General features: G+C 61.5%; 12 protein-coding genes. 8 read left to right on the top strand and 4 right to left on the bottom strand.

From position 1 onward, the window contains the following. Positions 1-53: 53 nt before the first annotated feature. From NX775_RS02325 to NX775_RS02300, 6 genes are all read left to right on the top strand, one after another. Positions 54-437 (top strand): hypothetical protein, encoded by a 384-nt coding sequence (locus NX775_RS02325; protein WP_183553022.1) that lies wholly within the window; start codon positions 54-56, stop codon positions 435-437. Further along, entirely contained in the window at positions 437-1903 is a 1467-nt protein-coding gene (locus NX775_RS02320; protein ID WP_258834534.1) for an ATPase domain-containing protein, read from the top strand. Before NX775_RS02325 ends, NX775_RS02320 begins: the two co-directional genes overlap by 1 nt. A gap of 9 nt (positions 1904-1912) precedes the next feature. Continuing rightward, positions 1913-3208 carry a hybrid sensor histidine kinase/response regulator gene (locus NX775_RS02315; protein WP_258834533.1) on the top strand — a complete coding sequence of 432 codons (1296 nt, stop codon included), beginning with the start codon at positions 1913-1915 and terminating at the stop codon, positions 3206-3208. Between the two features lie 106 nt (positions 3209-3314). After that, complete coding sequence (locus NX775_RS02310; protein WP_258834532.1) at positions 3315-3848, top strand: TetR/AcrR family transcriptional regulator; 534 nt, start codon at positions 3315-3317, stop codon at positions 3846-3848. Then, a complete protein-coding gene (locus NX775_RS02305) occupies positions 3838-5001 on the top strand; it encodes an MFS transporter (protein WP_258834531.1) in 1164 nt (387 codons plus the stop codon). Before NX775_RS02310 ends, NX775_RS02305 begins: the two co-directional genes overlap by 11 nt. Positions 5002-5301: 300 nt before the next feature. Beyond that, a complete protein-coding gene (locus NX775_RS02300) occupies positions 5302-5535 on the top strand; it encodes a hypothetical protein (protein WP_258834530.1) in 234 nt (77 codons plus the stop codon). A gap of 50 nt (positions 5536-5585) precedes the next feature. Here NX775_RS02300 and NX775_RS02295 read toward each other — a convergent pair whose 3' ends face one another. Then, positions 5586-6062 (bottom strand): VOC family protein, encoded by a 477-nt coding sequence (locus tag NX775_RS02295; protein ID WP_258834529.1) that lies wholly within the window; start codon positions 6060-6062, stop codon positions 5586-5588. Positions 6063-6244: 182 nt separating this feature from the next. On the opposite strand from NX775_RS02295, the gene NX775_RS02290 reads away from it, so the two are divergent. Beyond that, positions 6245-7162, top strand: a complete 918-nt coding sequence (locus tag NX775_RS02290; RefSeq protein WP_258834528.1) for a LysR family transcriptional regulator — start codon at positions 6245-6247, stop codon at positions 7160-7162. 298 nt (positions 7163-7460) lie between these two features. On the opposite strand, the gene NX775_RS02285 is transcribed toward NX775_RS02290, so the two are convergent. The 3 genes from NX775_RS02285 to NX775_RS02275 all read right to left on the bottom strand — a co-directional run bounded on the left by NX775_RS02285 (position 7461) and on the right by NX775_RS02275 (position 12346). Next, positions 7461-9293, bottom strand: a complete 1833-nt coding sequence (locus NX775_RS02285; RefSeq protein ID WP_258834527.1) for a glycoside hydrolase family protein — start codon at positions 9291-9293, stop codon at positions 7461-7463. A 307-nt stretch (positions 9294-9600) separates the two neighbouring features. Next, a complete protein-coding gene (locus NX775_RS02280) occupies positions 9601-10797 on the bottom strand; it encodes a pyridoxal phosphate-dependent aminotransferase (RefSeq protein WP_258834526.1) in 1197 nt (398 codons plus the stop codon). Between the two features lie 46 nt (positions 10798-10843). Then, positions 10844-12346, bottom strand: a complete 1503-nt coding sequence (locus NX775_RS02275) for a peptide MFS transporter (protein ID WP_258834525.1) — start codon at positions 12344-12346, stop codon at positions 10844-10846. 239 nt (positions 12347-12585) lie between these two features. Between NX775_RS02275 and NX775_RS02270 the strand changes: the two genes are divergently transcribed. Further along, entirely contained in the window at positions 12586-15006 is a 2421-nt protein-coding gene (locus NX775_RS02270) for a glycoside hydrolase family 31 protein (RefSeq protein WP_258834524.1), read from the top strand. The last annotated feature ends 23 nt before the right edge of the window (positions 15007-15029 follow it).

Below are 15029 nucleotides of genomic sequence, written 5' to 3'. Positions count from 1 at the left end.
CGTGCATGGACCTTTCATGATGATAACGGCCGCAATTGCTTTTCGATCCAGACATGATGACGAGTAAGGGTGATCCCGGCCGCTCTGTTGAGCACCTGTTACTCATTCAGTCCTGGCGGCGCCTTGCCGACCAATTGGGGCCGCTGATTGGCGACAACGGTTTCTGCGCGCTGTACGGCCGGGCCCTGCGCCTTGTCGGCCCCGATTACACATGGCTGGCCACGACTGCGCCGTGCAAGACCCGCGCCGCCCAAATCGACGCGCTGGACGACATGCTCGCCAGCGTCGCACCGGACCTCGCACAAGTGGCCCACGCGGCCCTGCTCCAGACGTTTACCGATTTGCTGGCGTCGCTGATCGGGCACGCACTTGCGCGGCGCCTGCTCGACGCCGCGACGGTTGACGGAGAAGAGAAGAAAGTACAGGAGCACAAGTAATGAGCGACAAAGTATCACTTGGGAAATTGAGCACTGGTGTGCAAGGGCTCGACGTCCTGCTCGGAGGCGGGCTGAGCGAGTTTTCGTTCAACCTGATCGCCGGGCCACCAGGTTCGGGCAAAACCACGCTCGCCCACCAGATCATGTTCTCGATCGCAACGCCCGAGCGGCGCGCGCTGTTCTTCACCGTGCTGGGCGAGCCGCCGCTGAAGATGCTGCGCTACCAGCAGCAGTACAGTTTCTTCGATATGCAGAAGGTCGGCACTGCGGTGCGCTACGTGAATCTGGCCGAAGACCTGCGCGCAGGCGACTTCAGCACCGTGCTGGCGCGCGTGATGAAAGAAGTCGAAGACTTCGCGCCGAGCCTTGTGTTCGTCGATTCGTTCCGCTCGGTCGCGCAGACGGCGCGCAGCGGCAACGAAGGCGTGGCCGACCTGCAGCACTTCATTCAGGATCTCGGCACGCGCATGACGAGCTGGCAAGCGACCACGTTCCTGATCGGCGAATACGCCAACAGCGATGTCGAAGCCAGTCCGATCATGACGGTGGCCGATGGCATGATCTCGCTGACACCCGTGCATGACGACAATTCGGTGGTGCGCAAGATGCGCGTGGTGAAGATGCGCGGCCAGGCCCACATGAACGGCTCGCACACCTTCCGTATCACCAGCGACGGCATCCGCGTCTACCCACGCATGCTGCCGCCACTGGCGCAGGACCACCACGACGGCGCGCCGACCGATCGCCATCACAGGCGCATTCCGACCGGCACGCGCGACCTCGACGTGCTGCTGCATGGCGGCCTGCCGCAGGGGCATTCACTGATGGTCACCGGCCCCAGCGGCTGCGGCAAGACCATTCTGGCCACGCGCTTCCTGCAAGAGGGCGTGCATCATGGCGAAAAGGGCGTGGCCCTGTCGTTCGAGAAGGGCACATCGCGCCTGCGCAATGCCGAACTGGCCGCGATGGTGGACGCGGGTGACGTGGTGGTGCTCGAAAGCCGGATGATCGACCTGACGGTCGACGAGCTGCTCGAGGCGCTCAATGAAGCGATCGACCGTACCGGCGCGCGCCGGGTGGTGGTCGATTCGCTGTCCGAGCTGTCGCTGTACCTGGCGCCGGAAGGGCGCAACCAGTTACGCGCCACCGTGTTCCAGATGCTCACGTCGCTGGCCAAGCGCAACGTCACCGTGCTGGTCACGATGGGAATGGACGATGACTTCACCCACCTGCGCTTCAGCCAGGCCGAGGTGGCCTACCTGACCGATGCGATCGTCCTGATGCGCTTTGGCGAAAGCGCCGGCCAGCTGCGCCGGTTCATTTCGGTGGTCAAGGTGCGCGGCAGCAGCCACAGTCACGACCTGCGCGAATTCCATATCGACGATGCCGGCATCCACATCGATGCGATCAGCACCGCGCACGAGGGTGTGCTGCACGGGTTGCCGACCACGCGCGGCGCCACCTGAATGACTCCCATGCCGGTGCTTCCAGGTAACGAGCCAGCCACGCACGACGGCCACCTTGCGCAGCTCGAACGCGAAAATGCGCGGCTGCGGCGCGAGCTCGATGTCAGCACCACGCTGGCCTTGAGCCTGCGCGAAGCCAACGAACACCTGGTGCTGGCGGCGGTCGACGCGCAGACGTCGCGCGACGACGCCGAAGACACCAACCGGCGCCAGAACGAATTCCTGGCCATGCTGGCGCACGAACTGCGCAACCCGCTGGTGCCGATCAGCGTATCGGCGGGCTTGCTCGAGCGCGGCCCCGTTGCGTCGTTACCGCTGGGTCGCCTCACGGCCGTCATCCAGCGCCAGGTTGATCACATGGCGCGCCTGCTGGACGACCTGCTCGACGCGGCGCGCCTGAGCAGTGGCAAGATCACGCTGTCGATCGAGCCGCTGCGCCTGGCCGAAGTGCTCGAACACGCAGCCGAGACGATCATGCCGCGCGTGCGCGAGCGCAGTCAGCGTCTGACGATCGCCCACGACAGGCGCGATCCCGTCGTCGACGGCGACCGCGTGCGCCTGACGCAGGTCTTCACCAATCTTCTCAACAACGCCTCGAAGTACACGCAGGATGGCGGCCAGGTCACGGTCAGTGTGCGCTGCGACGACGGCATCGCGGTCACGATTGCCGACAACGGCGCCGGTATGTCGGATGAGACCATCGGGCGCGCGTTCGAGCTGTTCACGCAGGGACCGCGCACGCTGGCCCGCTCCGAGGGCGGACTAGGCGTGGGCCTGAACGTCGTGCGCAATCTGGTGAGCATGCACGGCGGCAGCGTGACTGCCGGCAGCGACGGCCCGGGGCACGGCAGCACCTTCACCGTGAGGCTGCCGCAATCGTCGGCCGATGCCCCGCGTGCCCCCACCGCTGCGCCAGTGCATACGGCCAGCGCCACGCGCCGCATCCTGGTCATCGAAGACAATGGCGACGCCGCCGACGTGCTGCGCATGCTGCTCGAGCTCGAGGGCCACCAGGTCGAGATCGCGGCCGAGGGGCACGCCGGCCTGGCGCTGGCGCTTGAAGGACGGTTCGACGCCATCGTCTGCGACATCGGCTTGCCCGGCATCGATGGCCTGGAACTGATGACGCGCCTGCGCGCCGCGCAACCGGACCCGCGCCCGCTGACGGTGGCGCTGTCGGGCTATGGCCAACCGAGTGACCGCGCGCGAGCGCTGGCTGCCGGCTTCGATCGCTACCTGATCAAACCGGTATCGCCGGCCACGCTCGTCGAGGCGCTGGCTGGCGTGTCTGCCGCCTCAGCGTAAATAGACTTCACTCTCCATGCATCATGAGACGAATCACGTGCAGACTCTGCACGCTTGATATGTACAACGATCGTTGTACACTCGGGCCATGGACAAGAAAACTGATATGGCAGCATCCGCAGCGCAGCTGTTCGCGCGGGAAGGCTTGCGCGGCATCGGCGTCGATCACATCGGCGCCAGCGTCGGCGCCTCGACTCGTACCCTGTACAAGCACTTCGGTTCGCGTGACGGGTTGGTCATCGCAGCGCTCGAATCGCGGCATGCGGCGTTCATGGCGCTCCTGCAGCACGACGATGCAGCGATCGGTACCGTCGAATCGCTGTTCGATACGCTCGAACAATGGTCGAATGAGTTTGGTGCTTCGGGCTGCCTGCTGCTGCGTGCTGGCAATGAGTACCGGGGCGCCAACGATGACATCGTGGCCTTGGTGCGCGGGCAAAAAGCCGCGTTTTTCAAGGAGATTACAAGGCGCGTCAAGCACGCGCTGGGGCATGACGATCCGCTGTTGTCTTCCCAGATCTGGATCCTGTTCGAAGGCGCCACGGCCATCGCCAGTCTGGATAACACGGCGGTAATTGGTGCTGCCAGGGCTGCCGCCGCATCGCTGATGGCCCATGGGGGCAAGCGCAGTGAAGCATAACGTCAACCTGTTGGCAGCGGCTTTCGCGCTCACTGCCGTCTCGTACGGGCTGGCGCGCTTTGCCTTCGGGCTGCTGCTGCCGCAGATACGCTCTGAGCTATCCCTCGACATCGGCACCACGGGCTGGATCGGCAGCAGCGCGTTCGTCGCGTATTGCATTGGCGTGTGCATCACCTTCGCGTTGAACCGTGCGTGCTCGCCACGGGCGATTGCCGTTGGCGCCGGATTGGCGTCGACCATCGGCATGGTCATCATCACGTTGTCCACGAGCGGGGTAGTCCTGGGACTGGGCGTTGCGCTGGCAGGCCTGAGTACCGGCCTGACCTCGCCGCCACTGGCGACGGCGGTGTCATTGCAATTTGACGATGCCCACCGGCCGAAGGCCAACGCCATCATCAATGCGGGCACCGCAGCGGGCATCGTATTGTCAGGCCTGGCGAGCCTGCTCGCATTCGGTGGCTGGCGTGAACTGTATATCCTGTTTTCTGTCATCAGTGGCGCAGTCGCGGTGTGGATGTTGTATGCCGTGCCAGCGACGCACGAACGCACCGCGAGCGAGCCGATGTCATTCGCCATCTCATTCGCCATCTTCAAGCGCCCCGGCATGCTGGCGCTCTGCACCGGCAGCTTTTTGATGGCCTTGTCGAGTACCGCGATCTGGACGTTCGGCGGCAGCCTGCTGCGCTATGAATTCAACTTCACGCAAACCGATATCTCCTGGATCTGGGTGGCGCTTGGTCTGGCCGGCGTCGCCGGCGCGATGACGGGCGTTTTCGTGCAGCGGTTCGGCCTCGTGCGGGTTCATTGGATTTCTTTGGCCGGGATGGCGGCGGGGATGATTGGCCTGTCCTTCACGTCGATCTCGGTGGCATTCGCCTTTATCAGCGTGGCGCTATTCGGCGCTTCATATATCACGTCGTCCGGCGCGTTTCTGATCCAGGGCATCCGGCTGCTTCCGGATCGGCCCGACCTGGGGCTGGGTATGCCATTTTTGATCCTCGCATCGGGCCAGAGCGCGGGATCGCCATTGTTTGGCGCATTGTTGAGCGGGTGGGGCGCCGGTGTTGCGCTCGCTGCATTTGCGGGGGTGGCATTGCTGTCGGCTTGTATTCGCCCACGGCACTTCGCGGATAAGGCACTTGTTACGCCTTGACGTTTTACCCGATCGGTTTTGTACCGATTCTGGACCGGTTATGTTTCAACGCTTCGATGGTTTGGCCGGCAGGGAGTTGCTCTGGATTTAATTGCGCTCTCGGTGACATTCTGAGACTAAGTTGGCCACGGCTCTCGGCTATGCTCAGCCCAGCCGGTTGACAATGCGCGCAAGTACTCGAAGCGACTGCAGCCTGAGCAACCATTGACGCTTGCTGTTTGCATTGCCGGTTCATGTCCGGATACAGACACACGAACATGGCAATCACCACCAAATTTACCGCGAACTTCCACATCGAACATGACATCGAAACTTGAAAGACAATGGTGGTATTCGCTACCGATTGGCGCGCTTGCAGCAATCCTGACACTGTATGTCTTGCGCAGCGCAGGCATCGAGCATCCGTACACGGCTTCACAGTGGCTGCTGTATATGATGTGTTTTATTGGATTTCAGCGTGGCATTTCCTTTATCGGCTGGCTTGTAGTTTCTTCAGTCTCACCTCGAAACAAGATGCTGGAAAATACGAGGTAACGGATATTTGTCAGAGCGAAGGAACCCATGCCCTGACCCGGAAACTCGGGTTAATTTATAGCTGTAATGTTCAGAAGCGGCTGCGTTAGTTCGATCAGATTGCCCCATGGATCGCTGAAAAACGCAAACCGCAGTGCGAGACCGGGGGCGTCCCGCGGTTCGCTGACAATCCTCACGTCACGACGTTTCAGTTCACCGATCGCGGCATCGACATCCTCGACGCGCAGGCACAGATGGTGCCATCCGGCGACCGCATGGGTATCGATCAGCTGGTCGTACGCGGGACGCGGCGCGCAGCCGGGACCGGCAATCAACTCGATGCGAAAACTGTCGTCAAAAGCAGGTGCGAGAAAAGCCAGTGTCTTTTCACCCAGTGCCATCGTGCGGATCAGGCGGAAATCGAGCGTGCCGGTGTACCAGGCTGCAGCGGTATCGAAGTCCGGCACGCGCAGTCCGACGTGGTCGCCTCGCCATGAAGTGAACGGGCTCGTTGGGTTGGTCGACATGGCGTCGTGGGATGCTGGCATGGGGTTCTTTCAAAAGGTTCGAAAACGGATTAACCAGTCGGACGACGCTATTTCCACGTTCGCTCCAGCGATCACTGAACGCCGGCGTTCGCCGTCTGGTGACCGGTCGTATTCGGCACAAACCAGTGTAGTAGCGCTTAGCCAGTTTGATAAGACGGTGGTTTCAGAATAGACTGATCGCCATGAAGAACAATCGTGAGCCATCCCTGGACGATCTTTCCGTGTTTATTGCGGTGTGCGATGCGAAGGGATTCCGGGCCGCCGCCAAACGGCTGGGACTGGCGCCGTCGAATGTCAGCGACACCATCACGCGTCTGGAAAAGCAGCTTGGCTTGCCCCTCCTGACCCGAAACACGCGCAGCGTCACGCCAACCGAAGCAGGGCGCGAACTGGAAGCCCGCCTGAGCCCCTTGTTGTCCCAGACGCGCGCCGCCTTGCAGGAGATCAGCACCGCGTCGACGTCGGTGACCGGGCTACTGAAGCTGAATGTGGCCGGTTCGGTCATGGTCGACATACTGCCGCCGTTGATCGATCGCTTTCTTGCCGCGCACCCTGCAGTACGCGTCGAACTGGTCGTGAACGACCGGCTGACCGATACGATTGCCCAGGGTTGTGCTGCCGGCATCCGCTATCCCGAACATCTTGCGAAGGACATGATTGCGGTGCCCATCGGTCCCCGCTACCAGGAGCTGGCGCTGGCTGCGGCGCCATCGTATCTGCGGGCGCATGGCCACCCCGCGCATCCCCGCGACGTCATGGCGCACCAGTGCGTGCGTCTGCGCTTTGCCAGCGGCGCGCTCACTGCCTGGGACTTCGAGCGCGGCGGCGAAAAAATCACCGTCGATCCGGCGAGCCGGTTGATCATCGGTGTCGATGCAGCCGCTGCCGGTATCGAACTGGCGCGCGCCGGGCATGGATTGATCTGCACTTTCAGGAACTGGCTCGATCCGTATTTCGAAAACGGCAGTCTTGAGCCTGTCCTGCCAACGTGGTGGCAACGCTTCGATGGCCCCAAGCTGTATTTCCCGAGCAGGCGCATGCCGGCGCCGCTGCGTGCCTTCATCGACCTGGTCGCAGAAGCGCCGGTGTCCGAGGGTTGACGGCGACGGTGCTGCAAGGCAGGCATCGAACGCTACAACCGGAAAACTGCGGTCGGCGCTGCACCACTGGTAACGAGAGGTCAGCCATGTAGCTTCCGTACCAGCCGTGCCACGGCTTCCTCGATCTGCGCATACTTTGTCGCATGCGAAAAACGCACATGCCGACATCGTGCTGCTACGCAGAAATCGTCGCCCGGTACCATCGCCACATGCGCGTCATTGAGCAGCGCAATGCTCAGCGTCGCGTAAACCAGCTTGTCGCTTGGTTGGCTGCAAGCTGGAATAAACCGGAAGAAGTCTAGTTTTGGATTAACTTGTGGCGGTATGTGGCGAGCGTATTGTAGTTGCCAGTCTGCTCATCAACCCAATTTTCAATACCGTAATTATAGTAAAGGAAGGTCGAGCCATTGATCTTTGCAAGCACAGGATATTGCATCCAGCAATTATCTGCTTTAGCAGCCTGCAAATACGGCCCGTGACTTGATCGAGTCCAGCTGGATAATGTACTTGGGGTAGCAGTTCGCATAATCCCTAGCCCCCATTGGCCTTTGCATTCACTGCTTGTGGCCCCTTCGTAAACCCGATAATAGTGGCCGTCCTCGTACATGACCGAACCTGAACCGGAATTGATATAGTCCCACTGCCCAGGCGATGAGCGCGGTAAAGCATAAGGCTGCATCGCGGAGGTGTTTGAAAAGTTCAATGTTCCCGTCCAAAGGCTACTAATGGTCGCCTGATACTGCAGGGCAATAAGGGAAACAGTGTCAACGCTTACCCATTGGAGATATTGATTCCCATTCTCGACGTCAACAAAATAATTTGGCACACTGCCGCTAATATCATAGTTTGTTGTGCAAACAGGGGTATTGCGGAATTGCCAGTTGTTGACGCCATCAGCTGAAAACGCAGATCGTGATGTCCAGGTACACCCGTTCCCACCGCCCTCGAACACCATGTAATAGCCGTCTGGGCGTCTGACAACACTCGGGTCCACAAGAACGTCTAGTCCAGTCCCAGCTCTAGTAATAATCGGTGTTGGAGAGACAGTAAAGTTTCTCCCCCCGTCGTTGGATACTGCCATGAACAGATCAAACTTGTTTTCGGTTTTGGTCTGTCCTTGTCGCCAATCTATTTCTTGTCGGAAGTAAGCGTACACGGTATTCGCATTAACCTGTACGACAGCAACTCGCCCCGGATCTTTCAGTTTTCGATCTGTCAGTGATCCACGCCAGATTACCTGTTCTCGATCGCCCAATGCAGTACGACCGCCCGCAAACAACGATTGCAGCGTCGAATTTTCATCGTAGGGAGTAGACCGGACTAATTTAATACGATCGACCTTCAACTTTGCATCCGAGTAGTCGCTGAATCGCACGGACTGGCTAGGGCCGGTGTAGACGAAATTATTTAATGGGTACCACTGATAGCCGGTATTGCTTACTACACGTGTGACAACAGGGGTTTCATTCCCATTCAAGACGATATGTCCGCCGAATGCATGAGATGCGCCATCTGCGGAAGAAAGTGAGGCGTGAACCGTGTAATCGCCGGATCGCATGTCGTTAGTCGCTGGAAGCCACCAGACATAATTTCCTACTGTTGTGGAAGTCACTGCCTTTTGATTGGATGCATTGAGATCAGTTATAACAGTGCCACCTGCAGCAGCCTCAGCCTCGATAGAAATATCCTTTAATATTGCTACTTTGTCCACTGCGAGACCCGCTGCAGACCAGTCGGATATTCTTAGTTGCTTGCCAACTTCCTTTAAATCAACGCTGCCGACGATAACCCACTTGTAGGCTTTATTGCTTATGAGCGTTTGTTGAGTTGAGATATTGACTTCATTATAATAAGCGCCAAATCCGAAGTTCCTCGGAGTTGTTACGCCGGGCGCCAAGGCTATCCTTGCGTACACTGTGTAAGAACCTGGTTGCATTGATTGGGTTTCTGTTACCCACCAAGTGTATATGCCATCCGTCGTGCGCGTGACCACTTGATTAGTGCTCGTGCCTGGTTCCGCAACATTCGTACCGCCAGACACAAGTTCAGCTTCTCGAGTGATCTGGTAGGGGAGTGCAACCGCCATGCTCGTTGCAAGAATAGTAGTTGTGAAGAAAATTAGTTTTTTCATGTCGTATTTGGCGAGGGGGAGACTCGCAAGTATAGGTCGTCTGCCAAGTCAAATACTCTCAAATAATTTCAGCAATCCATTTTCCGGTTTGTTTTGCTCATCTATATCGTTGACGGAAGATCAAGGTGCTTACTGGCGTCAACAATCGCTCTTAAGAAGAATTATTCTTGCGAGACAGAAAGGGCGAGCTGATCTCAATTCTTTAATATCATTTAAGCTGGATGTGATCCGTTTATTTCGAGAACGGCAGTCTCGAGCCCATCTTGACAACGTGGTCGCAGCGATTGACTCCAATGGTCCCGGGCGTTCAGCGCTGCAGCTCACGCGCCAGCCGCGCCACCGCTTCCTCGATCCGCTCATACTTCGTCGCATACGAAAAACGGACATGCCGCGCCGGTGCGGCCACGCCGAAATCGTCCCCCGGCACGATCGCCACGTGCGCGTCATTGAGCAGCGCCATGCTCAGCGCCGCGCTGTCGCCGCGCAGCGGATGATCGAGCGCGGTGATGTCGGCGTACACGTAGAACGCGCCGTCGGGCATTACGGGCACCCCGAACCCGAGCTCGCGCAAGGCCGGCACCAGATAGTCGCGGCGGCGCTGGAATTCCTGGCGGCGCGCTTCGAAGATCGCCAGCGCTTCGGGCTGGAAGCAGGCCAGCGCCGCATGCTGGGCGATCGTCGGCGCGCAGATGAACAGGTTCTGGGCCAGCTTCTCGAACACGGGTACCAGGCTGTCGGGCACCACGAGCCAGCCCAGGCGCCAGCCGGTCATGTTGAAGTATTTCGAGAAGCTGTTCACGGTGATCACATCCGGGTCCAGCGCCAGCGCGCTGACGGGCACGTGGTCGTACGACAGTCCCTGGTAGATCTCGTCGACGATGGCAAAGCCGCCCCGTGCGCGCACGGCGGCCAGCATGTCGCGCAGCTGCGCCGGGGTCATCGACGTGCCCGTGGGGTTGGAGGGCGAGGCCACCAGCACGCCGCGCGTGCGCGCCGTCCAGCGCTCGTGTACATGGTGCGCGCCGAGCTGGTAGCGGTCCTCGAACGAGGCCGGCACCAGGATCGGCGTGCCGCCGAAGCTGGTCACGAAATGGCGGTTGCACGGGTAAGAGGGGTCGGGCATCAGGACCTCGTCGCCCTGGCCGACCAGCGCGGCGCAGGCCAGCAGCAGGCCGGCCGAGGCACCGGCAGTGATGACGATGCGGCGCGGATCGATGTCCAGGCCCTGCGTCGCGGCGTAGTGGCCAGAAATCGCAGCGCGCAGCTCGGGCAGTCCGAGCGACTCGGTGTATTGCGTGACGCCGCCACGGATCGCGGCCACGGCTGCATCGGCGACGATGTCGGGCGCCGTAAAATCGGGCTCGCCGACGCTCATGCTGATGATGGCGTGGCCCGCGCGCCGCAAAAGCGCGGCGGCCTTGACCATCTCCATGACGCGAAACGGTTCGATGGCGTGCACGCGCTGTGCGACCTGCAGGTTGGTGTCGAGGGAATTGGAAGACATGATGGCCGGATCGGAAAAGAAGCAATCCGGCCATCTTACAAGAACCCTAGCGGTGCGTGTGGTGCTCGGCCGTCAGGCGGCGCATCAGCGGCAGTGCGGCCAGCGCGATCAGCGTGCAGGCGATGGCGGCCAGGCCCAGCTTGTTGAACAGGCTCGTGTAGATCGGCAGCGTTTGCAGCGGGTCAGTCATCCCTTGCGGCACGCTGGCCATCGTGGCCACCAGGCCGCCCAGGTATTGCGAAATGCCCACCGCCACGAAGTAGGCGCCCATCATGAAGCCGCCCATCCGCGCCGGCACGTAACGCGCGATCATCGCCAGTCCGAGGCCGCTCACCAGGAGTTCGCCCAGCGAATACAGGCCGTAGCCCGCGATCATGATCCACGACGACGTCAGGCCGTTGACCGCGAAGGCGCCAGCGAAGCCGTACGTGAAGAAGCCCGCCGCGACGACGGCAAAGCCCAGCGCAAACTTGGCGGCAATCGACAAATCGCGCCCGGCATTGCTGGCGCGCGTGTAGACCCAGGCCAGCACGGGGCTGAGCAGCATGATCCAGATGGCGTTGAGCGCCTGGAACTGCGCCGGCGACCAGGTGAACAGGTGGTTGCCGAACAGGCTGAAGTCCAGGTCGACGTTCCGCAGCGCGAACAGCGACAGCGACGTCGACATCTGCTGGTAGAAGATGAAGAAGAACACCGTCTGCAGCGTCAGCACGAGCGCGGCGACGAGGCCAGAGCGTTCGCTGGCCTGGCTGGTGCGGATCAGGTGGATAAAGATGCCCAGCACGACCAGCCCGGCCAGATACACGAACAGGCGCGCGAGCCAGCCGTATTCGAGGATGAAGGCGGATGCGATCACGGCCAGCACGCCGCCGCCCAGCACCAGCGCGAGCTTGCCCCAATTGAGCGGCAAGTTGTCCGGCGGTGAGCCGATATGCCCGATCGTGCGGCGTAGCAGCCCCACCGTGATCAGGCCCACCCACAGGCCGACGCTGCAGAATGCGAACGCCACGTGCCAGCCCAGTTCACCGGCGTAGTTGGCGTTGACGTGGTCCTTGATCGCCGGCGTGGCCAGCATCGACACCGTCGAGCCGACGTTGACCGCCATGTAGTAGATGGTGAAGGCGCTGTCGATCTTCGAGTCGTTGCCCTCGTAGATCTTGCGCACCAGGTTGGCGGTATTGGGCTTGAACAGGCCGTTACCGACGACGATCACGCCCAGCGCCGAAAAGGTCAGCCAGGTATTGGTCGTCGGGATGCCCATCAGCGCGTAGCCGAGCGACAGGATGATGGCGCCAATCACCATCGAGCGGCGCGTGCCGAGCACCTTGTCGCCGATCCAGCCGCCGATCGCCGGCGCGACGTAGATCAGGGCAGCGGCCGCGCCCCATACTAGCGTGGCGCGGGTGTCGTCGAACCCCAGGCGCTGCACCATGAAGTAGACGATCAGCGCCTGCATGCCGTAGTAGCCGAAGCGCTCCCACAACTCGATCAGCGCGATCGTGGCGAATGAGCGGGTCTGGCTGACCGGGCGCCCGAGTGTCGTGTCCATACAAGTCCTCTGCGACTGCGCCCCGGTCAGGCCGGCGCGCAAAATCCGACGATTCTATGCCATCCGGATGAAGCGTGCAGCCCGGTCGGCGCGCATGGTGCTGACACCTCTCGTGGGCCCGGTACCGGCCAGGCAGCGAACGGTCTTCAGGTTTCATGTAGGGCAAGGCTGTTGGTGATACTCGAAATCTGTCATGCTTCGGCTGCAGCCGCACAACCTGACATAACGACAACCACGCCATGACAACAGCCACGATCGCCCGCCTTGCCCTGTGCATCACCGCACTCCCACTGGCCACCAGCACGTTCGCGTTCGCACAGAACGCCGAGCGCCAGTTCAAGAGCGTCACGCAGAACGGCAACACGCTCGAGATCGCGACGGCCGACGGGCGCTACCTGATCAAGCCATATTCGAGCGCGATCGTCGAAACCACCTTCATCCCGAACGGCGAACAGCTGGACCCCGCTTCGCACGCGGTGATCCTGGCCCCGGTCCAGGCGCCGGCCAGCTTCAAGGACGACGGCGCGCGCATCACGTATGCCACTGACGGCATCGCGGTCACGATCGAGCGCAAGCCGTTTCGCATCGCGTATACGTACAAGGGCAAACCGCTGGTGGCCGAAAAGCGCGGCTTTGGCCGCGTCGACGGCATGGACACCATCGAATTCGGGCTTGACGACGGCGAGGCGCTGTATGGCGGCGGGGCGCGTGCGCTCGGCATGAACCGGCGCGGCAACCGCCTGCGCCTGTACAACAAGGCCGACTATGGCTACGCCGAACGTTCCGAGCTCCTCAACTTCACGATTCCGGTGGCGCTGTCGTCGAAAAAATACGCGATCCACTTCGACAATCCGCAGGTCGGCTGGCTCGATTTCGACAGCCGCAAGGACGGCACGCTGCGCTATGAAGTCATCGGCGGGCGCAAGACGTACCAGGTCGTTGCGGGCGACACCTGGGACGCTGTCATGACCGGCTACACCGACCTGACGGGCCGCCAGCCGCTGCCACCGCGCTGGGCTTTTGGTAACTTCGCCAGCCGCTTCGGCTACAAGACCGAGGCCGAGACACGCGCCATCGTCGACAAGTTCGCGCAAGAGAAGATTCCGCTCGACGCCGTCGTGCTCGATCTGTACTGGTTCGGCAAGACGGTGCAGGGCACGATGGGCAATATGGACTGGGACCGCGACACGTTCCCGCACGCCGAAAAAATGATGGCCGACTTCAAGGCCAAGGGCGTCAAGACGGTCGTCATCACCGAACCGTTCGTGCTGACCACGTCCAAGCGCTGGCAGGAAGCCGTCGACAAGAAGGTGCTGGCGCTGGACGGCGCCGGCAAGCCGGCCACGTATGACTTCTACTTCGGTAACACGGGCCTGATCGACCTGTACAAAAAGGAAGGGCGCGACTGGTGGTGGAACATCTACCGCGACCTGAAGAAGGGCGGCGTCACGGGCTGGTGGGGCGACCTGGGCGAGCCGGAACTGCATCCGTCGAACCTGGTGCACGGCACCGGAACGGCCGACCAGGTCCACAACGTCTATGGCCACGACTGGGCGCGCCTGATCGCCGAAGGTTATCAGCGTGAATTCCCGGCCGAGCGCCCATTCATCCTGATGCGCGCCGGTTACTCGGGCTCGCAGCGCTTCGGCATGATCCCGTGGTCGGGTGACGTCAGCCGCAGCTGGGGTGGCCTGCAGTCGCAGATGGAAATCTCGCTGCAGATGGGCATGCAGGGCCTGGCGTACATGCACTCGGACCTGGGCGGCTTTGCCGGCGCGGTGCTCGACGATGAACTTTACGTGCGCTGGCTGCAGTACGGCGTGTTCCAGCCAATCTTCCGCCCGCATGCGCAAGAGGCGGTGGCGTCCGAACCCGTGCTGCGCTCGGAACGCACCAAGGTGCTGGCGCGCGAAGCGGTATGGCTGCGCTACGCGATGCTGCCGTATAACTACACGATCGCGTTCGACAACCAGCAGACCGGCATGCCGTTGATGCGCCCCCTGATGTTCGTCGAGACCGATCCGGCCCAGCCGATCGAGCGCTCGTCGACCTATCTGTGGGGCCCGGATTTCCTCGTCACGCCGATCGTCAAGCCGGGCGCCACGCGCGCCGAGGTGTACTTCCCGACCACGGGCAGCGTGTGGTTCGACTTCCATACGGGCCAGGCGCACAAGGGCGGCATCCTCGAAACCGTGCGGCCGGTTGACGCCAATATCCCCGTATACGTGCGCGCCGGCGCGTTCGTGCCGATGGCGAAGGTGGTGCAGACCACGCGCGACTACACGGGCCGTCAGATCGATCTGCACTACTACCACGATGCCTCGGTCAAGACCTCGAGCGGCAAGCTGTATGACGACGATGGCGAGACGGCCGGTGCTTTCGCGGCGGGCAAGTACGAGATCGTGCGCTTCACCAGCAAGTTGGGTGAGGCCGACGGCAAAGGGCGCCTCGAGATCGGCTTTGCCACCGAAACCGGCAAGGCCATGACCGCCGTCCCACGGGGCTTTTCGCTGAAGGTACACAACGTCGCGGCCAAACCGCGGGCGGTGACGGTGGACGGGCGCGCTGTGCGCTTCGTGTTCAACGCCCAGCAGCATCTGCTGGAAGTGCCGGTTGCGGCGAAGGCGAGCCAGGCGGCACAGGTGGTGGTCACGCTGTAATGGCGCGTAGTCGGAATGGTGGT

The sequence above is a fragment of the Massilia aurea genome (genome assembly GCF_024753205.1).
In the GTDB taxonomy this organism is placed as follows: Bacteria; Pseudomonadota; Gammaproteobacteria; order Burkholderiales; family Burkholderiaceae_D; genus Telluria; species Telluria aurea.
Note: the sequence above shows the minus strand (reverse complement) of the source record. Positions and strands in the feature narration are given on the sequence as shown.